Raw genomic sequence first — 22,778 nt, 5'->3', positions numbered from 1 at the left:
TAGAGCATCTGACTCTTAATCAGAGGGTTCGGGGTTCGAGTCCCCGGTGGCGTACCGGATTTGTTTCCCTTGTTACCAGCCACTTCTAGGTTTTACCCCTAATCCGAAGGCGCTAACTGTTTTTAATCGATTCCCAGTTCTTTGCGCAGGCGAACAACATGTCCTTTGGCGCGTACCCGATATTTCGCTAACACTACTTTTCCGTCTTTACCTACTACTATGGTGGTGCGGATTGTTTTTTGGACAGTTTTAGATTACCGCCTCGTAGTGGTGTCTGTATTGCTTTATGGTTTATCTCCTTATCCCGGATTTTTTACTGTTTTAGGGACGAGGGTAAGGCCAACGACAGCCGCGATAATAATGGCTGGTAGAATCCATGTCCAATCTGGGGAAATGTTTTCGGGTACTGCACGGCCGGCAACAACTGGTCTTAGCATTATTCGGCCGATAAGCGAACCAGCCACCACTGCGGCTAGATAGGGGGCTATTTGAGTTAAACGTATGGCGGCTAGTTTATGAGGCGGGTAACCGTAGTCTCTCAGGGTGCTAACTAGGGCATGACTGTTTTGGGTAGTGATGGTGGTGCCGATATAGATAAGTAGTAGGCAGAGAGCAGTTTCGATGGACAGGATTAACCAGTTGATGATGTCTAGGGTTTGGCTGTTGGTGCCGAGAGGTTCTGATAAGGCCAGATCGGATGAGAGCTGTTGAGCCACAGATTTGAATCGTTGTTGCTGGTCTGCGGGGTAGTGTGAAAAGTCCGGGATGTATAGGCGTCTTTCTATCCCGATAGTAAATCCTTTATTGCTAAAGATTGGGTCTTGAGGGTTAGCTACCCAGCCAGGTAATTCTGCATAGTCGAGGCGTTCATCTACCTTTTTGGGCAGTGTAACGGGAATGGTTTCTTCTGGCTTATCCAGATTGGAACCAAAAATAACCAGGGCGTATTCGGCGGAGTCTTGGATGTCGGCGAGTTCTGGAGAGATTTTTCCGGTTAGCTCTTTGCCGTTTTCGGATAGGACAAAGCCCACCAGCGTCATCCACTGGTTACACCTGTCGCTATTGGAGTTTTGATGGATGCAGGATGCGTAGGCACCTTCTGCTACGCGCAAAGAGTGTTCTGATTTTTCCGGGAACCCAAATATGATGGCATGGGTCATAATCTGCGGGAAACGAGTTTTCAGATAGGTTACGTCTGCATCGTTAATAAACGAAACTGTGAGGTAGCTGTCAGCGTTAGGTTTACCGACGGTGAGGGCTCTTTGCTGCATGGTAGCGTTAGTGGCCCCGAGAGTGGCGAGGATGCAAAGCAGACAGATGATGGGCCCGAGAATAAAACTATGTACGCTAGCGCGGTAGGCGGCTAGACGTAAAGGGGATTTATAAACGTAGAAGGGCAGCGCACATCCGAGCAGTGCAACCCCAATCCCGATTGCGGCTAGCGCAATGTAATACAAGACAGCGACATTTGAACTAGCTAAGAAGCTGCATAAAACTCCCACACCTAGCAAGGCGAGACCTGCGATAAGCTCGGCTTTTAACTCGCGATTACTAGATTTAGATGCCCTAGTTTTAATTGAACGATAAGCGCTTAAATAAAGTGCAAGCACATATACCGCTAGTGCGCTCACGAAATAAGTGACTAGTTCGAGTAAAGCCCGATAATCGCCGCTTAGCGATAGCGCATCCCAAACTTGTTCAAAACGAAGCGCAATCTGATCTCGCCAGGTAAATAGCGCCAAATAACCGCCTAAAGCTCCAAGAAGAACCCCGCTAAACAGGGACAGGAAAAGAGGCACGAGACTATGCAAGCTTGTTTTCAGGCTGCTAAAACCGGCTGCCAGGAGTGCCTGCCGCAATTTTGCAGTAGACCGTCGAAATGCTAAAAATCCTAGCAGTAGCACAATCCCGACAGTTGCGAGCAATAGATGGGAGATAATCAGAGCGTTAGCAACAAATCCTTGCTCTGCTGATTCCTGTGCATAGCGAATCGCGTAATCTAGCGAGACTTTACGCAATTCTCCGCGATCAAAAAGTGGACGATAATTTGAATTAGCTATATCGGTATTAGTTACCCAGTTGGTGACGTTAGCCGAGTCGGTTGAGGAATCCAGGCGGGTTGATAAATAGACTTCTGACCGGCGCGCTGGTAAAACACTAATGCCCACTACCTCAAAGCGCCTACCATCACAGTTAATCTCACCTCCCAGCCCAATATGGCTGCGCGCGGCAAGGGACTGGGAAATTTCTACTTCATTATTAGTGGTGGCGCGTTTTCCTGTCAGTAAGCGTCCATAATCAAAGCCGGCTCCGGAACGCTTCCACTCCGCATCTGCCCTACTCTCACCGTAGTCAAGCTTACAGGTGGTGGTGATAACCGGCACCAGATTTTGAGCAGAGGTCGCGGAGTGTAACAGTTGTTTGGCATTTTGGGTGGTAGCCCCGATACGGTAGGCAAACCCTCCATATGTGACTCGCGTATCCTCGGCTACCGTTTGACGATAAACAGTGGCGATATTATTCAAAAAAATCGCGGTGAAAGACAGCGCAAGCAGACAAACAAAAAAGCCTCCCACTAGCTTGAGGTTCGCTTTTACGCAGCCCCAGGTTAGACGCCATCCCATAATCTCACCTCAGTAGGCTGTCGCAGGCGCGAGCTGTTTTTCACGCAAGCGATAATCGTTCACTTCCACTACCCGGTCAGCAAGCGCGGCTAAAGCAGGATCATGCGTGACTACGACTAAACAAACGTTTAACTCATGCGACAATTCACGCAGTAGAATACCGATTTCATGAGAGTTTTTCTCATCCAAAGCCCCGGTAGGTTCGTCTGCGAGCAAGACTTGTGGAGAATTAATCAAAGCCCGCGCAATTGCTACTCGCTGTGCTTCGCCTCCCGATAGATTATCCACCGGATACTCCGCTAAGTCTTTAACCCCAAGACGCTCTAAATACTCCAAAGCTAAAAGCGGATGGCTACGTAAGCTACCGGCTGCCTGCTGTGCTAGGCGCACGTTATCCACCGCACTCAAAAAGGACACCAGTCGATAATCTTGATAAATCCGAGCCAACAAGCGTGAACGTAGCTCGCGTCGTGAATACGATTCGACGGGACGCCCAGCTAGCATAATCGTTCCGTAATCGGGAGCAAGGGAACCATCTAGCAAACTCAACAGAGTGGTTTTACCCGAGCCAGACGGTCCCATCACCGCATGAAACATTCCCGTATCAAAAGACGCAGTCATCTCGTCGAAAATGACCCGATCAACCCTAGCTCCTGGAAACTTAAACGAAACCTCAGAGCAAGAAATCATCGTGTTCATCTGTGTTACTCTTTTTACGTCGTTGTAATGGGTCAAAAAGTGACCAAACCCATTTTCATTTCAGAATTTACTTTTACACCTGCAGTTGCGTCAAGGGATTTTAGCCCACGTTGTAAGGAGGTGAAAGCACGTGTCTGATAGCTCGCTTGGCCTGCGTATTGGCCTGGAGGGCGAGCGGGAGTTTAAGCGCGCGATCACGGATATTAACCGCTCCATGCGAGTACTGGGTTTTCAACTCAAGCTGGTGACTTGTTCTTCCAGGTCTGTAGAGACCCGAGCGTAAGCTGCGACTTTCCGTTTGAACAATGGGTTACAGGCGGTAACGTTGTGGCCTGGTTTTTGGTAGCGGGTATAGCGGTAACGCTGCGCGCGTTCTTCAGGTTCATTATGAACAATATTGCCTTGGGGTTAGCTATCGGCACAGGAGTTGGAATCGCGCTGAATATCGCTTAAGTATTCAGAGGGTTCGGGCATCACCTCACCAGCAAGCACCGCGCCCGCGCCAACATCTGCGCCCTCGAAATCGAAAGGGCTCGCTAGCCAATCTTCCAAGCGAGTAGCAATCAAACCCTTAGCGAGTTTCTCACTCAGCGAGCCTGGTTTCGCACCAGCCCGCACCTGGCACCCACCACGATTGGTTCCGTCTTTCGCCATGAAATCTCGCCTCCTTCCAGGCGGTTAGCCCGGTGATGGAAGGCTTGCGGGTTAACACCCTGTTTGATTCGGTCTTTTTACGTACGGTTGACCCTGCTCGCTGAGGAGCAAGACCTTCGTAGAGATCCGCGCCTCAATCAGGTATTAACCCTAAAGTTCCCCCTCGCCTTCTACCGAGAGCTAATCGATTCCCAGTTCTTTGCGCAACCGCGCCACATGGCCTTTGGCGCGTACCCGATATTTCGCTAACACCACTTTTCCGTCTTTGCCTACTACTACGGTGGTACGGATTACCCCTTTTACCAGGCGCCCGTAGGAGTTCTTTTCCCCGTAGGCTCCCCAGGCGCTCATTACTTCGCGTTCTGGATCGGAGGCTAAGGGAAAGTTTAGTTCTTGCTTGTCCCGGAACTTTTCTAGGGCTGGCATTTTATCGGGGCTGATCCCCACGACTGCGTATCCGGCTGATTTTAAGGAGTTTAATGAGTCCCGGAAATCACAAGCCTCAGTGGTACAGCCCGGGGTGGAAGCCTTGGGATAGAAATAAATAACTACCCCTTTTTCGGATTCTTCTAAGAGTCCTTGCAAACTGACTTCCGAGCCTTGATCAGTAGGCAAGGTGAAATCTGGAGCCTTTTGACCTGCGGTTAACTCTGACATGGACACTCCCTCTTAAATAGTTAAACGTAGAGATACTAGCGCCGAAGCGCAGTTTTGTTTTAAACTCTACCATTTTATTTAAGCTGGTCAGAGCCGATATAGCTGGTACGCGAGGCGGGACTTGAACCCGCACGTCGTAAGACACTAGAACCTAAATCTAGCGCGTCTACCAATTCCGCCACTCGCGCTGGCTTGAATATATTAACCTAAGGAGCACCGCCCTTTCCAGTCCCAGAATTGGCTACTGCCCCTTTTCCTGCCGAAACGCCTCTTCGATAGTTGCCTCACAGATTGCGCGATCTCCGGCATAGACCACCAGGGATTGTCCGGAGGCGACCGCGCGGGTGGGCTCTAGCAGCTCCGCTCGCAAGGTACCGTCTGCCTCTAAATAAACTTTCGCCGGGACTTGTTGTCCGTGCGCGCGATACTGCAAAGTTACTTCTGCCTGCCCGGATAGTGTCGGATCATCTGGCTCAGTCAGTAGCACCGCGTCGGTCGCGGTGATTGCATCTACGCTCAGTAGCTCGCTGGCACCGACGACTACCGTATTGGTTTTCATATCGGTACCGAGCACGTAGCGGGGACGTCCATCGGCAGCTGGCCGCCCCAGGTTTAGTCCTTTGCGTTGCCCGATAGTGTACTGGTAGGCGCCGGAGTGGGTTCCCACTTCCTTACCCTCTGTGTCTACGATTTTTCCGGCTTTGCTGCCCAGGTGGGAACTCAAAAATCCGCGAGTGTCCCCATCAGCGATAAAGCAAATATCGTAGGAATCTGGTTTGGCGGACATGGGCAGGCCGCGCCGTTCGGCTTCTGCGCGCACTTGGCTTTTCGATTCATACTCCCCTAGCGGGAATATCACTTTCTCGAGAGCTTCCCGGCCCATTACCGCCAATACGTAGGATTGGTCTTTTTCGATGCATTTAGCGCGGTGTAGCTCCACTCCGCCCGGTCCGTTCAATACGCGAGCGTAATGCCCGGTACACACCGCATCGAATCCCAGGGCATCGGCGCGGGTAGCCAGTTCCCTAAACTTTACGAACTCGTTACAGCGCACGCACGGGTTGGGGGTGCGTCCCTGGCGGTATTCATTCAGGAAATCTTCTACTACGGTTTCTTCGAAGGTTTCCGCCATATCCCACACGTAGAAGGGTATGTCCAGCATGGAGGCGGCGAGACGGGCATCGGAGGCATCTTCTACCGTGCAGCATCCGCGCGAGCCGCAACGGTTTTGGGCTTGGTTAGCGCTTAGCGCCATATGTACGGCAGTTACGTCATGTCCGGCCTCTTTAGCGAGGGCGGCGGCGACCGCGGAGTCTACCCCTCCAGACAGGGCTGCTAATACTTTCATTTATTTCCTCTCCCGCTCTGCTAGTTTCCGGGAGGCACTTAGGGCGCCCGGTAGTGCCTGCAATAACCGGTCTACGTCCTCGCGGCGCGTAGACCAGCCGAAAGATATCCGTAAAGATCCGAGGGCGTCCTTTTCGCTGTAGCCTTGCGCCAAGAGTACCGGGGAGGGGCGGGCTACCCCGGTGTGACAAGCCGACCCGGCAGAAGCGCAGATTCCCGCCTGATCCAGGGCAAATAGCAGCCCTTCTGCTTCTGCGCCCTCAAGCGCAAACTGGACGATGCCGGGTACTGCCAGGGCTTCGCTGGTCAGTTTTACTCCCGGTATTGCTAGCGCTCCTTGTAATAGTTTTTCCCGTAAGTGTTGGTGGCGCCGGGTAGTTTCTGCTAGTTCCTGCTGAGCGGCTGTGAAGGCGGCTGCTGCCCCTACGGCGGCGATCACGTCTTGAGTGCCAGCCCGCAGCGCCCGTTCTTGGCCGCCTCCGCGCCGGTCACTCGCGATATTTACTTCCCGGCGCGCCAACAATACCCCCAGTGCTGCTGGCCCGCCCACTTTGTGGCAGGCTAGCGAAATGGCATCTACCGGAGAGTCGGCAAAGTTTATTTCTTGGCGCCCGGCAGCGGCAATCGCGTCAGTGTGAATAGCAAACTGGCTAGTCTGACCGCTTCCGGCACCTTGAGCAGATGCCGTACTATCGCCTTGCCGCACCCGCGTATCTGTTGCTTTTTCGCGCAGCAAGTGGCACAGCTCGGCAAGAGGCTGCACTACTCCGTTTTCGTTACACACACTCATCACGGATACCGCCGCTATTTGGGTGGTGTCCAGGGCGGATACGGCTGCTAGCTCGACTACCCCGCCGCCATCTACCGGCAGCACTTGCACCTGGAAGCCGGCATCCTGTAAATCACGGGCATTAAGCCCAACCGCATCATGTTCTACCTGGCTAACTACTATTTTGGTGCGGCGGGGATCTTGGCGGCGCGCTGCCCTCGCCAGGCCGCGCAAGGCAAGGGCGCAAGAATCAGTGCCGCCCCCGGTGAAAATAACTTCTGCTGGTTCGGCTCCCAGCGCCCTCGCTACCTGGGCGCGCGCAGTTTCTAGGAGCGCGGCCGCTTTACGTCCCGCCGCATGCGCAGAAGACGGGTTAGCCCCGATCCCGGAAAGCGTAGCCGCTGCCTCATTCATCGCCGCTAACGCTTCGGGGCGTAGCGGCTCGGAGGCCGCGTTATCGAGGTAGGTTAGCTGCACTATGCGTCCAGCGGTTTGATTCTAGATAGGGCATCTGGAACCACGGTGAACAGGTCGCCAACTACCCCAAAGTCTGCCATTTCAAAAATGCGTGCCTCGGGATCATCACAGATGGCCACGATTTTCTTGGCGCCGCGAATCCCGCACACATGGTGATGATCCCCGGAAATCCCCATCCCGATATAAAGGTTGGGGGCAACGCTAATCCCGGATTGTCCGATTTGGGCGGCACGGTCAATCCAGCCTTGCTCGCAGGCCACGCGGGTGGCGCCGACGGAGCCTCCCAGCACCTCGGCTAACTGTTCGGCTGGCTCAAAATCGCCATTAACGCCGCGACCAGCACATACTACTACTGGCGCTTCGGTTAGTCCCGCGTGTGAAGATCCGGTATCTTCCCTAGAGACTACTTGGATCCGTTTTGTGGATTCGCGTAGCTGAACCGGCAGACTCTCGGTCTCTACTTCGCCGGCTTCAGCTACCGGTACCGCAGAGAGCGCCGTAGTTCGCATGGCGACTATGGGGATGCCGCGGCGAATGTAATAGCTGGTTTCCCAGGTGCCATCGAGTACCGATTTACCGGCAACCAATTTCCCGTCAGCTACTTTCAGACTGGTCACGTCTACGCTGGCTCCGGAACCTAAAACAATCGCGCTCTGGGCAGCTCCGTCACGTCCCCAGGCGGTGGACGGCAAGAGTACCGCCCCGAAGTCTCCGGTACGAACCGCCGAAACCACCAGGTCAGCCAAGATGGCTCCTACCTGCCAGGTTTCGGGTTCTTCCGGATCAAAATAGCGTACTTGCGCCACCCCGACCTGGGAAAAATGGTGCGGGGCAATAGAAGAGGGCGCGAGCGCGACTACCTTGCCGTCCGTAATTTCGCGTGCCAGGGTAATTAGGCGCGCGGCCGCTACCGATAAATGTTGTGGCCGAGCCGCATCTGGGTGGGCAAAAACCAGGACGTCTTTTGCTATTTTTTCGCTCACGATTTCCTCCTACTTCTTCTGTGCGAAACCGGATTCAACCAGGTAGTTCGCTAATGCTTCGCCAGCGTTTGCCGAGTCGGTAACAATCGTTCCCTGGTTCTTTTCTTGGCTATAGAGCTGGGCATCCAGCACTTCGGTGCCAGAATCAGCTGCCCCTACTTCTTTAGGGCTAAGCTCTAGCTGCGCCAAGTCCCATTGCTCTACCGGTTTCTTCTTTGCCGCCAACATTTCTTTAAACCCGGGATAGTGTGGCCGGTTGGCTTCATCATTTACCGAAAGCACCAGGGGATATTCTGCACGCAAGGTCAAAGCCGTGCTCACCTGATAACAGGTGGCTGCCGCCGCCTCGGCGCTGAAGCTAACTTCGGAAGCATCGGTGATCACCGGTAACTGCAGGGTAGCTGCTAGCGCTCCCGGCAGCATAGAAGTCATCCCATCGAGGGAGGAGGTTCCGCAAACCACTAAATCCACGTCCCCGATTTTTTGGATTGCCCGCGCTAGCACCCGGGCAGTCACCGTTACATCCGAGCCCGCTAAGGCCGGGTCGCACAGGTGATATGCCCGGTCTGCCCCCATTTGGAGGGCGCGCAGCAGGGCTTTCTTTGCCCCTTCCGGCCCCATAGTAAGGGCAATAATCTCGGCTTCCGGTACTGCCACTTTCGCGCTGAGCGCCGCCTCAATGGCGTTTTCGTCCAGGTCGTTCAGAGTATCTTCTTCTCCGCGCACCACGTGACCGTTTTCGATTCGCCGCTCAGATTGCGGGTTGGGTACATGTTTTACAGTTACGACAATCCTCATACTTCTACCTTGCCACAAGCTTTCCCAGTGAAAAAGTGAGAAGCCCTACCCCTTAGCTAAGGGAGTAAAATAACCATCTGTCTAAGCCCCAGCTAACTAGCGGAATAGCTCTATCGAACCCCAGCCGATAGGATTGGCTACGTGTCAAGACGAGTAATAGACGACTTTTTTAGGCCGTCCAGCCCCTATGTACATGACGGTGCCGCTGATACGACCCGCCTGGGGGTGCACCTAGAAGGCAACGGGGTGGATATCGCGGTGGTAGCCCCGAATGCCTCGGCAGTGGAGATCTGTTTTTTTACTTCTGCGGAACCAACCGCTCCCGAAACTCGTTATCGTCTCTTAGGTCCGGTGGATGGTATCTGGCATGGCCATGTTTCCGGGGTATTAGCCGGCACCTACTATGGTCTTCGCACCTGGGGCGCTTGGAATCCGGAACGCGGACACGTTTTTAATCCCTATAAACTCGCCCTCGACCCCTATGCTCGCGCTATCAGTGGAAACGTACAGCTTTGCAGTCAAACGTACGCCCATAAAACCGATGATCAGCTCTACCCGCTGCATCCTTTCGAGCTAGACCCCACCAACTCGGCTCCCTATACCGTGCGCGGAGTGGTCACCGGTAAAGAGTTTGACGTAGCGCCTGGCCCGGCCACCCCTTGGGAAAACACCGTTATTTATGAGGCGCATGTCAAAGGGCTTACCAAACAACTTCCGGGAGTACCCGAAGAGCTACGAGGCACCTATGCGGGACTGGCACACCCGGCCACTATCGCCTACTTAAAAGATTTAGGGATCACCGCAGTCGAACTATTGCCGGTACACGCGAAACTATCGGAAGCGTTCCTAAACGAGCGAGGCTTAAGTAACTATTGGGGGTACTCCACCCTGTCCTATTTCGCGCCCGAGCCTTCCTATGCTACTAAGAATGCCCGTATGCTCGGGCCAACGGCAGTATTAGATGAGTTCCGAGGCATGGTTTCGATCCTGCACCAAAACGGAATCGAACTGCTGCTCGACGTGGTTTATAACCATACTTGCGAGGGCGGAGGCGACGGTCAGGCACTGTCTTGGCGCGCCCTCGATAATGCTATGTATTATCGCCTGGATTCCCAAGGTGGCAGTATCGACTATTCTGGTTGCGGCAATACTTTAGATACTTCGCATCCGCGAGTGATCCAAATGATCATGGATTCTTTGCGGTATTGGGCAGGCGATGTGGGAGTCGACGGCTTCCGTTTTGACCTGGGTGTTACCTGCGGGCGGGGCGAGGAACATTTCACTCGTTTCCATCCTTTCTTCCAGGCCTGCCTAGATGATCCGGTGTTGCGAACCAAGAAAATGATCGCCGAGCCTTGGGATGTCGGTCCTGACGGTTGGCGTACCAGTGATTTTCCGTTACCGTTCTCTACTTGGAATGATCGCTATCGCGACAGCGTCCGCGGTTTTTGGATTGCTGATGGGCGCGCCCAGTCGCGGGGAGAATCTCGAGGTGCTCCCCCCTTTGAACTAGCTTCCCGGCTTTCTGGTTCCCAAGACATGTATGGGGTTGGGGATGTCCCGGCTGTGCGCCCTCCCCGCTGCTCGATTAACTTCGTAACCGCTCACGACGGCTTCACCTTGGGGGATTTGGTTAGCTTCGACCATAAACATAACGAGGAGAACCTGGAGAATAACCGGGACGGATCCCCCAATAACTTGTCTTGGAATCACGGTAGTGAAGGGCGCGCCTTCCAACTTGGTATTGAAAAGGAACTGGCTTTAGATGGTGACTCTCCACTGGCAGAACTGCTAAACGCCCGGGTACGGTCTGCGCTTAACCTGTTTACCACCATATTTATTTCTGCGGGTACCCCGATGATTTTGGCTGGTGACGAGTTTGCCCGCACGCAAGGGGGTAACAATAACGCCTATTGCCAAGACAATGAAACTACCTGGCTGAACTGGGAACTGGTGGATTGGCAAAAAGATTTTTATGTGGCAGTACGAAAGCTGATTACCCTGCGGCGCGAACATCCAGTTTTCCGGCCTAAGAACTACCTGACCGGCCAGCGTCATCCGGGTGATAGCATCCCTGATCTTTCCTGGTATAACCAGGTGGGACTGTTAATGGGCGATCGGGCCTGGCATGATCCGGCCAGCCGAGTTTTCCAAATGCTGCGTTCGGGACGCCCCTACGGGGATCAGGATTTGCTAGCGGTTTTCAATGGAACACTCGACCCTAAGCATGTGCGCCTAGCTCCGGGACGAGGAACCGCCTATCACGAAATCTGGGATTCTGCGGTTTCTGAACCGGAAGAGGAAGCTCCCCCCTTCAACCTTGCCGGTGACGATGTCTTCCTGGAGCCGTTATCCATCAAACTGTTCCTAGCCGACTCCAGCGGGGATTAGCCCACATCTTGTAGCTTTCGCATATGGAACGCGGGGGCGAGGCACGCTTTTCAATCCTTGACTTAGAATATCGGAAACCCACTGTCTAGCCGATGCTGATACTTCTCATATCTTATTTCTTATGCCCACCGCGCCTGCTCGGATAAAATCTCTCCCCCGCGTAACTAGAAGTATTTTCGTAGTACATTGTTAGCAAGGTTTACAAGTGCCGAACCAGGGAGGATGAATATGGGTAAAGCAGTGAATTCTGTGCCAACAGTGGTTCGGTTACCGGTAGATTTAGTGAAGCGTTATGACGATCTGGCTAAGAATACTGGACACAGCCGCAACTATTACTTCACGAAAGCACTCGAGGAATCAATACCGAATCTCGAATACCAGTATGGGCTCCTCAAAAAAGTTGACGAGTACCGAGCAGGACAACTGGACACTATATCGATTGACCAGCTACAAGATCACCTTTGCTTGTGAGAATAAGTTGCTGATCAAATCGGAAGAATCCCTGCACAATAGGCAAATTTCTGCCGGTGTGTATATCGCGGGGGCGAGATTTTTCCTCCTGCCCAAGAATTTGGAAAACGTCGCGGCGTTTTCCAAATTCTTATGCCCACCGCACCCACTCGGATAAAATCTCTCCCCCGCGCGAACGTATAAATATCTGTCTTGAAGTAGATCACCGGCGGCAAGTTTATCGCTAGGCGGTTACTAACTTTGTACTATAGAGGGCGAGGCTGCGATTATCGGGAGGTCCATCTTGCAAGCTGCAACAGCGCAAACACCAATCCCCGAAAGCGCCAGCAGCACCCCCAAAAACGAGGTAACCGCATGAGCCGCATAGCAGACCTAATCTCCCACCACTGCCCCAACGGCGTGGATTACTTGCGTATATCCGACCTGGGTGACTTTATTTCAGGTTTGAAGGGCAAGACCAAAGCAGACTTTGCAGATGGTAATGCGAAATTCGTTTCATATAAAAATGTTTTCGATAATATCGAAGTCGATTTTTCAGATCTTAAATCTGTAAGAATCAATGTTGGAGAACGCCAGACGAGTCTACGAAGAGGGGATTTAATTTTTACATCCTCCTCAGAAAATTTAGATGAGTCCGGGATGACCTCGGTTGTGACCACAGATTTAAAGGAAGACATTTTTCTAAATAGCTTCTGCTTTTTGTGCATCTCCCAGAGAGCATTAAACCGGAATTTGCTAAGTATTTATTCCGTTCTACAGGCATGCGAAAACAGATAATAAAATGTGCGAATGGTGTAACTAGATACAATATTTCTAAAAAAGCTCTTGCAAAAATAAAATTTCCGGTGCCGCCACTGGAAGTGCAAAATGAGATCGTACGGATTTTAGATTCTTTTACGGAGCTAGAAGCGGAGCTAGAAGCGGGGCTAGAAGCTCGTCGCAAGCAGTACGAGTACTACCGCGACTCGCTTTTGAAGAACGTTCGCAATTCGGAGGAAAAATCCATTGCGGATCTCATTATTGATGTTAAATCTGGGAAAAGTAAAAAATCAGACTGGGCAGAGGATGGATTATTTCCTTTATTTGGGTCAACCGGAAAAATCGCTACAACGAATCGGTCTCTTTATTCAGGGTCGGCAATACTAATCGCTCGTGTGGGCGCATATGCAGGGAAGGTTTATGTAGTAGATGGTGATTACGGAGTTAGCGACAATGCGTTGATAATGCATCCAAATCCCAGTTGGAATCTGCGTTATGCTTTTCACCAACTTACTGCAATTAATTTACGCAATCTAGCTAAAGGAGGGGGACAACCTTTGGTAACTGGTGGTGATCTAAAAAAGATGGTTATTAAAGTGCCGCCTTTGTCGGAGCAGGAACGGATTGTTGCGATTCTGGATAAGTTCGATGCTTTGGTAAATGATCTTTCTTCTGGTTTACCGGCAGAAATCGAAGCTCGGCGTAAACAGTACGAGTATTACCGCGACCGACTTCTGATTTTCACCCCCAGCAATTAGCGCCGGTAAAACCTGTCCAGCACTGCTGCGTCATAACGAAAATAGGAGTATCTAATGGCAAAGGACTCCTGCCGTTGACCCTCCACTTATCAGGAGAGTGCCGATGACAGCGGCTTTCGTTCACCCCAAGGATTCGCGCAAACATTGACGAAACACAGCACTGCCAACGGCAAAAGACCAGAAGATTTTGGGCTAATGCCCAAATGTGTGTCTTTTCCCGGGCGTGTCGGGGTGGTTTAGCCATTAACCCTTGACCCTAGTATCCGCTATTGCTGGTTGCGGTAGGGCTCTGGTATATTTACCTGTGGACGCATTTCGGTGCTCCACTTCCGAAGCCCGCGATTTCGCGGGCTTTCGTGTTCGTAGCGGGAGGTGACGTGTACGTCGGGTATTTCGATGAGTTTGGGCATAACGGCGCATACGTGAGCCGATTCGACCCGTCCTACAAGACTCACCCGGTATTCGGACTCGGCGGTTTTGTGATCCCAGCCCAGAACATTCGCAAGCTGTCTGGTATTTTCCGTTTCGTTAAGGAGCATGGGCTACGTGAAGAAATTGAGGCGAAAGTAATCTCGGCAGGTAAACGCGTGGAGCATTGGGAAAAGAAAGGCTCAGCGTTGCTCACCACGAAGAATATCGAGAAGTATCGGGAAACTCGCCGCCTCATTTTCAGGGTTTTAGACACGCTGGAATCATTGGATGCTCGCGTGGTGTTTTATGGGCAGGAGAAACTGCGCGGTACTCCGAGTGAGGCCCCTGAGACGAACGCTGAGCGTTACGACCATGCGATGAAGCAGCTGATTCAACGAGTGAATTGGGATTTGCCTGATGCTGAGAATCTGTTGATGGTGCTCGACAAACAGGGCGAGAAGGAACGACTGGAGATTTTCGCTGGCGCAGCAGCGTTCATGTTCAGCAGTGAAGATGCTACGAAACTTGTGGAGCCGCCGATGGAGGTGGAGAGTCATCTGTATCAAACGGTTCAATGCGCGGACTGGATATGTGCAATCCTTGGCCGTATTGCTGCATACAAATATGATTCGGATTTTGCTGAATATAAGTGGGCACTCAAGTATTTTGGTAACCGGCTCAGTGGGATCACGAGCGAACACTCCAAAATACGCGCCGCAAGCAGCACCACGAAAGACCTCTACCCGAAATTCCTCGGCAACTACGCCACCTGCTACTAGACCGCGAGCCATGCACTCAATCCTGCTGATAAAAACCGCACTCGCATCCGACAGCATCAATCGGTAAACAGTTAGTCCAGGCTGGTAGCTCATGCATTAGGGAGCAGATGTCTGCAGCCGTGGTGCCGTTATTGTTGGGTTCGTCAATGACAACCTCTGCGTTAACAGACCACCTGAAAACGAAAAAGATCCCCTTCATATAACTCAAATGTCAAATAATGATTCCGGCAATACCGGTCGAAGAATACCAAGAGCAATAATTACAATCCACACGCGCGGAACTACCACCAATTTTCAAGGCACCTGATAATCAACTGCACGCGCAACTTAACAGGGACACGCTCCTCTTACTTACCTCCATTCCCGAAAACCCGGGTCCAACCAGACCTAGCAGCTTACATGTATTGGCTAAGCGTGGGGAAAAAGTTTTCCGAGTAAACCCGGGGGCGAGATTTTATCCGAGCAGGTGCGGTGGGCATAAGAATTTGGAAAACGTGGCTATGTTTTCCAAATTCTTGGGCAGGAGGAAAAATCTCGCCCCCGGGTGATTAGCAGGAGGAAAAACTTTTACCCCGCGCACACCTAACAACAAGAAAGAGACTTATCAGTTGCACCCGGTTTTCCGGGAATATCCTTGGCACCGTAGACTGGGAACCATGAGCGATAGCGGCGAGAAACTAGAAAATTCCACTGATGCGGCTTCTTTGAAGCGGGCAGAGCTGAAATCTCAAGAGATTGAGGCAGCGATTGATAAGGATCCGTCCAAGTTCCGGGTACTTACCGGGGATCGCCCCACGGGCGCCCTCCATTTGGGGCATTATTTCGGGACAATTAAGAACCGAGTCACGATCCAGCAGCGCGGGGTGGAAACCTGGATTCTGATCGCGGACTACCAGGTGATTACCGATCGGGAGGGCACTGGCCCGATCCGTGAGCGCGTCCTGAATATGCTGGCAGACTATATTGCTTGCGGCCTAGATCCGGAAAACACCACGATTTTCACGCACTCATCGGTGCCGGCAGCTAACCAGTTAATGTTGCCGTTCCTGTCGTTGGTGACTGAGGCGGAGCTACACCGCAACCCCACGGTGAAGGCAGAGTTGGAGGCTTCGCAGCGTCCCATGTCGGGATTATTGCTGACTTACCCGGTACATCAGGCGGCCGATATTTTGTTCTGTAAAGCGAACCTGGTGCCAGTGGGTAAAGATCAACTTCCTCACTTGGAGCAGGCGCGGGTGATTTCGGATCGTTTCGAGCGGGTTTTCCGGCGTAAGTCTTCCTTGGAACATCGGGTGTTCCCCCGTCCGGAAGGACTGCTTTCTGGTGATGGCGCCCTGATTTTGGGACTCGATGGCGAAAAAATGTCGAAGTCGCGCGGTAACACGGTGGAACTGGGAATGACCAGTGACGAAACTGCGAAGTTGATTAAACGCGCGAAGACGGATGCGCAGCGCCAGATTACTTATGATCCGGAGAATCGCCCCGAGGTTTCGAACCTGTTACGGCTGGCCGGCCTGGCTAGTGGACAGGATCCGCACGCGTTGGCCGAGGAAATCGGAGATCAGGGGGCAGGAAAGCTAAAACAGGTGCTCACCGAGGCTTTAGATGGCGCTCTGTCCCCGATTAGGGCGCGGCGCGCGGAACTCTTGGCTGACCCTGGTTATTTGTGGCAGGTACTAGAGCGCGGAAATCAACGCGCCAATGAGGTAGCTGACCAGACCTTGTCAGAGGTTCGCCAGGCGATGAACATGGTTTACTAGCCTCATGCGTGCTTTACGTGGCCTGATCCGGCTAGTGATTACCCTGGTGGTGATTGCCGCTATTGTGGTGGCGGGAACCAATATTTATGTTTGGCAGAAAACCAAAGATCAGATTGTTTCGTTATCTGACGCTAAAGATCAGGATGCCCAGGTGATCTTGGTTTTGGGGGCGGGGGTAAAGCCTAATGGCTCGCCCTCGCCGATGCTTACCCACCGTCTGCAAACTGCTTTGAATCTGTATCAGGCCGGAGCGGCGAAGACAATCTTGATTAGCGGTGATCACGGACAGGTTCACTATGACGAGATCAAGGCGATGCGCCAGTGGCTGATTAAGCATGGGATTAGCCCCCAGGTGATTTATGCTGATCATGCCGGTTTTTCTACCTATGAATCGGCTTATCGCGCGGAAGCGATTTTTTCGGTACAACGCGCGATCGTAGTGACTCAGCCCTATCATCTGCCCCGCGCCCTCTACGATTGTCAAAGCCGCGGTATCGAGGTTTGGGGAGTAGGTGCGGCCGGTAATGCGTATCGGGGGCAAGTAGAACGTAACCTCCGCGAATATTTGGCGCGCACCAAGGATGTTGCTTGGGTGCTTACCGAGCAAAAACCCACCTATCTCGGTCCGAAGATTTCCTTAGACGGCCCGGCCTCGGATACCGATGGTTAAAACCGTTTTTTTCCAAAGAAGCCGTACTTTACGCTCACTTTTATTGCTTGCTGACAGCGGAAAGGACGCGAGGCGCACTACCTCTTGTTAGGCTGGAGGGGAAGCAGTCCGTCTAATAAGGAGACACCATGGCCGGCGATACGCCTCGTTCTCGCAAAACTCGCTCAACTACTAGGTCAGCTGGTCAGGGGGCAAAATCTTCTAAGGTGAGCGCCACCAGTTCCCGTAAAACCGCGGTTCACGCCAAGGCCGCCACCACTACTCCCCCGGCGAGTACCACCGCGAAAGCCAAGACGGCCTCCGCTAGTAAAGCTAAAACTACTACCAGCGCTCCTCCCCGGCGCGCTAGCCGGGCGAAAGCAGCCTCCCCCAAAGCAGCTGCCGCAAAGCCTTTAAACCTTATTTCTCCCGAGGCTCGCCTGGCACGAATCCCGGTCACCGAAGTTGAACCGGTTTTCGAGGACGGGCTGTGGCCCGCCAAAGCAGTCGAGAACGAATCTTTCCCCGTGCGCGCCACGGTGTTCCGGGAAGGCCACGATGCTTTAGGGGCAGAAGTGGTATTGATCGATCCGCAAGGCAAAGAAACTATGCGCTCCCGGATGTACGATGTCGCTCCCGGTTTGGATCGTCTGGAAGCCTGGATTAAGCCCACCGGCGTTGGGGACTGGAGTTTTAGGGTCGACACTTTCTGCGACCCCTATCAGACCTGGGCAAAGGAAGCCTCCATTAAGGTGCAGGCAGATCAAGATGTGGAGATGGAGTTTGAGCTAGGCGCCAGGCTTTTTGAACGTGCCGCCGGCGGGGAAGCCGTAAATAATCCCACCCAGCAGGCACCGGATGCCAAGAGCGCCGCTCGCCTCTTGGATGCCGCCAAAGCTATGCGGGATCAGTCGCGTCCGGTGCAAGAGCGTCTGTCGGTGGGGCTTCATTCTTCGATTCGAGGAATCTTCCGGACTCATCCCCTCCGGGATCTGCTGGAGTCTTCCCGCACCTATCCTTTGCGGGTTGACCGCGAACGCGCCCTTTACGGTTCCTGGTACGAGATCTTCCCCCGTTCTATCGGCGCCTATAAAGATCAGGAAGGGCATTGGCATACGGGAACCTTGCGCACTGCCGCCGCTGATTTGCCGCGCATTGCCGCTATGGGGTTCGACGTCGCCTATTTAACTCCGGTTCACCCCATCGGAACTACTTTCCGTAAGGGACGTAATAATTCTTTGGAGGCTACCCCGGAAGATCCCGGCTCACCCTACGGCATCGGCAGCCCCGAGGGGGGACATGACGCTATTCACCCTGATCTGGGCGATTTTGACGATTTTGATTACTTCGTTAAGAAAGCGAAAGGTCTAGGTCTAGAGGTAGCGCTGGATTTGGCGCTGCAATGCTCCCCGGATCATCCCTGGGTAAAGAATCATCCCGAGTGGTTTAAGCACCGCCCGGATGGCACGATTGCCTATGCGGAGAATCCTCCCAAGAAATATCAAGATATTTATCCCCTAGTTTTTGATCAAGACTATCGCGGCTTATATAACGCGGTACGCGACGTGATTCAAAAATGGATTGATCATGGGGTAACGATTTTCCGGGTGGATAATCCCCACACCAAGCCGGTACAGTTCTGGCAAGAAATCTTAGCGGAGTTCCGCAACAAGCATCCCGAAGTGTTGTTCCTGGCGGAGGCGTTTACTCGCCCCGCTATGATGCGCACTTTGGCGCAGGTAGGTTTCCACCAGTCCTATACCTATTTCACTTGGCGCAACACCCGTAAAGAGATTGAAGAATACTTCGACGAGGTGGCTTGGGAATCCAGCCCCTATATGCGGCCTTCTTTCTGGCCGACTACCCACGATATTTTGACCCAGGTCATGGTAGATGGCGGGATCCAGGCTTTCAAAATGCGGGCAGTTTTGGCAGCTACTGGTTCCCCTAACTGGGGTATTTATTCCGGCTATGAACTGATTGAAAATGTGCAGCGTCCCGGCTTTGAGGAGCAAATCGATAACGAAAAGTACGAGTACAAGCCACGTGATTACTCCGGGGAAACCGCGCAAGAAATGATGGGCTTGCTAACTACTTTGAATGGGATTCGCCGCCGTCACCCGGCTTTGCAGCGTCTGCGGAATTTGAAGATTCATGAAACTACCCATCCGGGGGTGGTCTGTTTCTCCCGACACCTAGATGCTTGGGAATCTCCTACCGGGGTGGCTGACACGGTGATTGTGGTAGTCAATCTGGATCCGCACGATACCGCGATTGGCGCCATTCACCTGGATCTGTCGGCGCTAAAGATCAGTGGATCTTCCTCGTCCTGCTTTAAAGTACGCGACGAGCTAGATGGGAAAGTCTACGATTGGGGCTCGGCTAACTATTTCGAGCTCAACCCCTACGATCGTCCTGCCCATATTATGTCTATCGAAGCTTCCTAGACTGCATCATGTAAGAGGAGTATTTGTTGAGCGAAGCCATAACTGAGGAATACGACAACCTGGGCAAACTATTGCTGCCGCGCCGGGATTGCCAGGCGGTTCCCTCCCCTGCGGAAACCCCGAACTGGTATCGCAGCGCCGTTTTCTACGAAGTACTGATCCAGGCGTTTTCGGATTCTAATGGGGACGGCGTGGGGGATTTCCAGGGGCTGATTTCCCGTCTGGATTACCTGGCCTGGCTGGGAGTGGATTGCCTGTGGCTGCCTCCCTTTTATCCTTCGCCGATGCGCGATGGTGGCTACGACATTAGCGCCTACACCGATGTGAACCCGGCTTTCGGTTCGATGGAAGACTTCACTGCCTTAGTGGAGGCCGCTCACGAGCGCGGCATCCGCATCCTGGTCGATATTGTAGTCAACCACACCTCTGACCAGCATCCTTGGTTCGAAGCTTCCCGGAAGGATCCCGAGGGCGAATACGGGGATTTTTACGTTTGGCGAGACAGCGACCAGGACTACCAAGATGCCCGCATTATTTTTATCGACACCGAAACCTCTAACTGGACCTATGACGAGGTACGCGGACAGTACTATTGGCATCGTTTCTTTTCGCACCAACCGGATTTGAACTTTGAAAATCCGGCGGTGCAAGCGGCAGTAATGAACGTGGTGCGCTACTGGTGCCGCACCGGGGTGGATGGTTTCCGCCTGGACGCGATCCCCTACCTATTTGAAGAAAACGACACCAACTGCGAAAACCTCCCGAAAACTCACTGGTTTGTGAGCGAACTGCGCAAAATGGTGGACGCAGAGTTCCCGGGAACGTTAATGGTGGCCGAAGCCAATCAGCCCCCCTTGGATGTGATTGACTATTTCGGCAGCGAAACCGAACCCGAATGCCATATTTGTTTCCACTTCCCCCTAATGCCTCGGCTGTTTGCGGCGCTGCGCACCGGCTCTTCCAAGGGGCTGCGGCAAATCCTAGCGGAGCTACCGGAGCTGCCGGCGGGTGCCCAATGGGGAACTTTCTTGCGTAACCACGATGAACTCACCCTGGAAATGGTGACTGACCAGGAACGTGAAAACATGTATTCCTGGTATGCACCGGAATCGCGGATGCGGGCGAACGTGGGGATTCGCCGCCGCCTCGCGCCGCTTTTAGGGGGTTCTCGCCGCAAAATAGAACTCGCCCACGCCCTCTTGCTTTCTATGCCTGGTTCGCCCTTCCTCTATTACGGGGACGAAATCGGCATGGGCGACAATATTTGGCTCCCTGACCGGTTCGGAGTGCGCACTCCCATGCAATGGGATACTTCGGCGACCGCTGGCTTTTCTTCCGCCGACCCGGAGTCTTTCCTGGTTCCCCTGATTGACTCTCCCGGTTGGGATAACCGCACCATTAACGTGCAAGAATCTCTGGGGCGTCCCACGTCGTTGCTGCACTGGTTGCGCGATGCTATCCATTTGCGCCGCCGCCTGACCTGCTTCGGGCAAGGGTCATTGTCACAGGTAGGCTCAGATCAGGACTCGGTATTGGCCTTTATTCGCCGGGACCAAAACTCCACAGTGCTTTGCATCTACAATCTGGGCGAGGGCGCGGTAGCGGCGCGGCTAACCTTGCCCGGGATGGCCACTTGGTGTTTGCGGGAAGCTTTCGATGGCGGCTGGTTCCCAGCAGTGGGCGCGGATGAAACCGTCACCGTAACTCTGAACCGCCACGGTTTTTATTGGCTAGAACTTTTTGCTCCTGACCAGGCACAAGACCTGCAAGATAAAGAAAATGAGCCCCCAACCACTACTACCTCTGTTCCGGTGATCGCCCATAGCGCCACCTCGGCAGCTGCCCCACAACCCGACACAGATGCCGAAACTACCGCCTATCCTTACCCGGCGCTAGATTTCTCGGTGTTAAAGGAGAACCAAGATGACCGCTGAGTCCCCCAATAGCCAGCTTAAATGGCCTGGCAGAGACGCTATTATCGACACTATCTGGGAGTATCTGATCCAGCGGCGTTGGTTTCCCTCTAACCTGGAGCGCTCCCAGGTGCGGGTTTTAGATTATCGGGAACTTGAAGATCCGAATTTCCGGCTCTTGATTTTGGAAGCGCAGGGCATCTGGTATCACCTACCCTTGGCGTTGGTGGCAGATTGGAACGGAGCAGGGATAGCCGGACGTACTTCCTACCCCAAGGAAAATCCCGGATACCTGGTAGACGGCCCCTACTGCCCGGCATACGTACAGCATTGGATCCGCTCTACCCACCAGGCGGGCACTTTGCCCCTATTGCCAGAAGCTGACGATCTGTTGTCTAACCTGCTAGCTGCCAGTTTGGAAAGCAAAGTTTTATCTGGGGAACAATCTAATACTTCGGTGCTGTTGGGCGGAAAATACCCCACGATTATTAAGTTTTTCCGGGTGCTCGTAACCGGGTCGAACCCGGAGGTGACCGTACCCTTGGCGTTGGCGCGTACCGGCTGGCAGGGAGTGCCACAGCCCCGCGGTTACTCGCAGCTTAGTCTTTGGGATCAAGAGGGCCAACCCCAAGAGGTCACTACCGCAAGTGCGGCGATCTGCCTAGATCAGGCTCAAGATGGTTTCAAGCTGATTTGTTCCCTGGCCGCGAGCGGCGAAGACCCCACGGAGCTAGCTCACCAGCTAGGAGCGTTTACCGCCGATATGCACCGCCACCTTTTGGAGGCCTTTGGGCAGGGCGAGGATCCGGCCTCAGGAACTATGCTCGCTACCCGTTTGCGCAACCAGTATCAGCAGGCGGAGGCCGCTTATCCGCAACTGCGAGACCATTTAATCGGGGAGGAAGTCGCTCGCCTCGCTCAGGCACTTACTGGCCTGGGAGGATTGCCACCTACGCAGCGAGTACACGGAGACTATCACCTAGGTCAGTGCCTGTATAGCTCGAAGAGTTGGTATGCGATCGATTTCGAGGGCGAACCTTTACGCCCCCTAGAAGAACGTACCGCTCCTGATCAGGTAGAGCGGGATATTGCCGGGATGCTGCGTTCATTCGACTATGCCCGCGTAGAGGGCGGGGCGGATGGAGACTGGCTTAACCGTGCCCGCCTAGCCTTCCTGTCCGGATACTTTGGAGAAGAACAACTTCCCGGCCCCGCGCTAGTGGTTTTAAGAGCCTTTGAAGTGGAAAAAGCTCTCTATGAAGTGCGCTACGAAGCCGAGCAACGTCCCGACTGGGTAACCATCCCCTTAGAAGCGTTGATGCTACTTCTACCACAATCGGCCTAACCAGCATAAACAATAAGTTTTTAAGGGCGAACTCACTAGCGGATCAACCTCAAATTCTGGTAGACTTGTTACAGAATTGTAATCTTT

18 protein-coding genes, 1 tRNA gene and 2 pseudogenes are annotated in these 22,778 nt (G+C 53.2%); 11 read left to right on the top strand and 10 right to left on the bottom strand.

Annotation, left to right across the window (positions count from 1 at the left end):
• Positions 1 to 122: 122 nt before the first annotated feature.
• The 3 genes and pseudogenes from L0M99_RS09055 to L0M99_RS09045 form a co-directional block, all read right to left on the bottom strand.
• Positions 123 to 233, bottom strand: a pseudogene (locus L0M99_RS09055) (peroxiredoxin); the annotation flags it as partial.
• A 66-nt stretch (positions 234 to 299) separates the two neighbouring features.
• Positions 300 to 2,624, bottom strand: a complete 2,325-nt coding sequence (locus tag L0M99_RS09050) for a hypothetical protein (RefSeq protein WP_024058430.1) — start codon at positions 2,622 to 2,624, stop codon at positions 300 to 302.
• A gap of 9 nt (positions 2,625 to 2,633) precedes the next feature.
• Entirely contained in the window at positions 2,634 to 3,323 is a 690-nt protein-coding gene (locus L0M99_RS09045; protein WP_024058429.1) for an ABC transporter ATP-binding protein, read from the bottom strand.
• Positions 3,324 to 3,453: 130 nt separating this feature from the next.
• Here L0M99_RS09045 and L0M99_RS09040 point away from each other — a divergent pair, with 130 nt between their 5' ends.
• A complete protein-coding gene (locus L0M99_RS09040; protein WP_024058428.1) occupies positions 3,454 to 3,606 on the top strand; it encodes a hypothetical protein in 153 nt (50 codons plus the stop codon).
• Between the two features lie 149 nt (positions 3,607 to 3,755).
• On the opposite strand, the pseudogene L0M99_RS09035 reads toward L0M99_RS09040, so the two are convergent.
• The 7 genes and pseudogenes from L0M99_RS09035 to L0M99_RS09005 all read right to left on the bottom strand — a co-directional run.
• Positions 3,756 to 3,977 (bottom strand): annotated as a pseudogene (locus L0M99_RS09035) (terminase); the annotation flags it as partial.
• A gap of 180 nt (positions 3,978 to 4,157) precedes the next feature.
• Positions 4,158 to 4,634 (bottom strand): peroxiredoxin, encoded by a 477-nt coding sequence (locus tag L0M99_RS09030; RefSeq protein ID WP_024058426.1) that lies wholly within the window; start codon positions 4,632 to 4,634, stop codon positions 4,158 to 4,160.
• Positions 4,635 to 4,737: 103 nt separating this feature from the next.
• Positions 4,738 to 4,822 (bottom strand) — tRNA-Leu (locus tag L0M99_RS09025).
• Positions 4,823 to 4,875: 53 nt separating this feature from the next.
• Positions 4,876 to 5,982 (bottom strand): tRNA 2-thiouridine(34) synthase MnmA, encoded by a 1,107-nt coding sequence (gene mnmA / locus L0M99_RS09020; protein WP_024058425.1) that lies wholly within the window; start codon positions 5,980 to 5,982, stop codon positions 4,876 to 4,878.
• Complete coding sequence (locus L0M99_RS09015; RefSeq protein WP_238128396.1) at positions 5,983 to 7,227, bottom strand: cysteine desulfurase family protein; 1,245 nt, start codon at positions 7,225 to 7,227, stop codon at positions 5,983 to 5,985. It lies immediately after the preceding gene.
• Positions 7,227 to 8,210, bottom strand: a complete 984-nt coding sequence (locus tag L0M99_RS09010; RefSeq protein WP_238128395.1) for an electron transfer flavoprotein subunit alpha/FixB family protein — start codon at positions 8,208 to 8,210, stop codon at positions 7,227 to 7,229. The genes L0M99_RS09015 and L0M99_RS09010 overlap by 1 nt, the downstream gene beginning before the upstream one ends.
• 9 nt (positions 8,211 to 8,219) lie before the next feature.
• Positions 8,220 to 9,008, bottom strand: a complete 789-nt coding sequence (locus L0M99_RS09005) for an electron transfer flavoprotein subunit beta/FixA family protein (RefSeq protein WP_024058422.1) — start codon at positions 9,006 to 9,008, stop codon at positions 8,220 to 8,222.
• A gap of 141 nt (positions 9,009 to 9,149) precedes the next feature.
• Here L0M99_RS09005 and glgX point away from each other — a divergent pair, with 141 nt between their 5' ends.
• From glgX to L0M99_RS08955, 10 genes are all read left to right on the top strand, one after another.
• A complete protein-coding gene (gene glgX / locus L0M99_RS09000; protein ID WP_238128394.1) occupies positions 9,150 to 11,399 on the top strand; it encodes a glycogen debranching protein GlgX in 2,250 nt (749 codons plus the stop codon).
• A 228-nt stretch (positions 11,400 to 11,627) separates the two neighbouring features.
• Entirely contained in the window at positions 11,628 to 11,870 is a 243-nt protein-coding gene (gene relB, locus L0M99_RS08995; protein ID WP_024058420.1) for a type II toxin-antitoxin system RelB family antitoxin, read from the top strand.
• Between the two features lie 354 nt (positions 11,871 to 12,224).
• Positions 12,225 to 12,647 (top strand): hypothetical protein, encoded by a 423-nt coding sequence (locus L0M99_RS08990; protein WP_238128393.1) that lies wholly within the window; start codon positions 12,225 to 12,227, stop codon positions 12,645 to 12,647.
• Positions 12,632 to 13,387, top strand: a complete 756-nt coding sequence (locus L0M99_RS08985; RefSeq protein WP_238128392.1) for a restriction endonuclease subunit S — start codon at positions 12,632 to 12,634, stop codon at positions 13,385 to 13,387. The genes L0M99_RS08990 and L0M99_RS08985 overlap by 16 nt, the downstream gene beginning before the upstream one ends.
• Before the next feature lie 269 nt (positions 13,388 to 13,656).
• Positions 13,657 to 14,577, top strand: a complete 921-nt coding sequence (locus L0M99_RS08980; RefSeq protein WP_238128391.1) for a DUF3800 domain-containing protein — start codon at positions 13,657 to 13,659, stop codon at positions 14,575 to 14,577.
• Between the two features lie 656 nt (positions 14,578 to 15,233).
• The gene (gene trpS, locus L0M99_RS08975; protein ID WP_038108795.1) at positions 15,234 to 16,337 is read left to right on the top strand and encodes a tryptophan--tRNA ligase; all 1,104 of its coding nucleotides are present in this window, start codon (positions 15,234 to 15,236) and stop codon (positions 16,335 to 16,337) included.
• A gap of 4 nt (positions 16,338 to 16,341) precedes the next feature.
• Positions 16,342 to 17,007: a SanA/YdcF family protein gene (locus L0M99_RS08970; protein ID WP_024058416.1), complete on the top strand. Its 666-nt coding sequence runs from the start codon at positions 16,342 to 16,344 to the stop codon at positions 17,005 to 17,007.
• 128 nt (positions 17,008 to 17,135) lie between these two features.
• Positions 17,136 to 19,433: an alpha-1,4-glucan--maltose-1-phosphate maltosyltransferase gene (locus L0M99_RS08965; protein WP_024058415.1), complete on the top strand. Its 2,298-nt coding sequence runs from the start codon at positions 17,136 to 17,138 to the stop codon at positions 19,431 to 19,433.
• A 26-nt stretch (positions 19,434 to 19,459) separates the two neighbouring features.
• The gene (gene treS, locus L0M99_RS08960) at positions 19,460 to 21,367 is read left to right on the top strand and encodes a maltose alpha-D-glucosyltransferase (RefSeq protein ID WP_316689066.1); all 1,908 of its coding nucleotides are present in this window, start codon (positions 19,460 to 19,462) and stop codon (positions 21,365 to 21,367) included.
• Positions 21,357 to 22,691: a phosphotransferase gene (locus L0M99_RS08955; protein ID WP_024058413.1), complete on the top strand. Its 1,335-nt coding sequence runs from the start codon at positions 21,357 to 21,359 to the stop codon at positions 22,689 to 22,691. Before treS ends, L0M99_RS08955 begins: the two co-directional genes overlap by 11 nt.
• Positions 22,692 to 22,778: the final 87 nt, after the last annotated feature.

The sequence above is a fragment of the Varibaculum cambriense genome (genome assembly GCF_022133705.1).
Classification (GTDB): Bacteria; Actinomycetota; Actinomycetes; order Actinomycetales; family Actinomycetaceae; genus Varibaculum; species Varibaculum cambriense_A.
The sequence above is the reverse complement of the archived record's forward strand: the minus strand, read 5'-3'. Positions and strand labels throughout refer to the sequence as shown.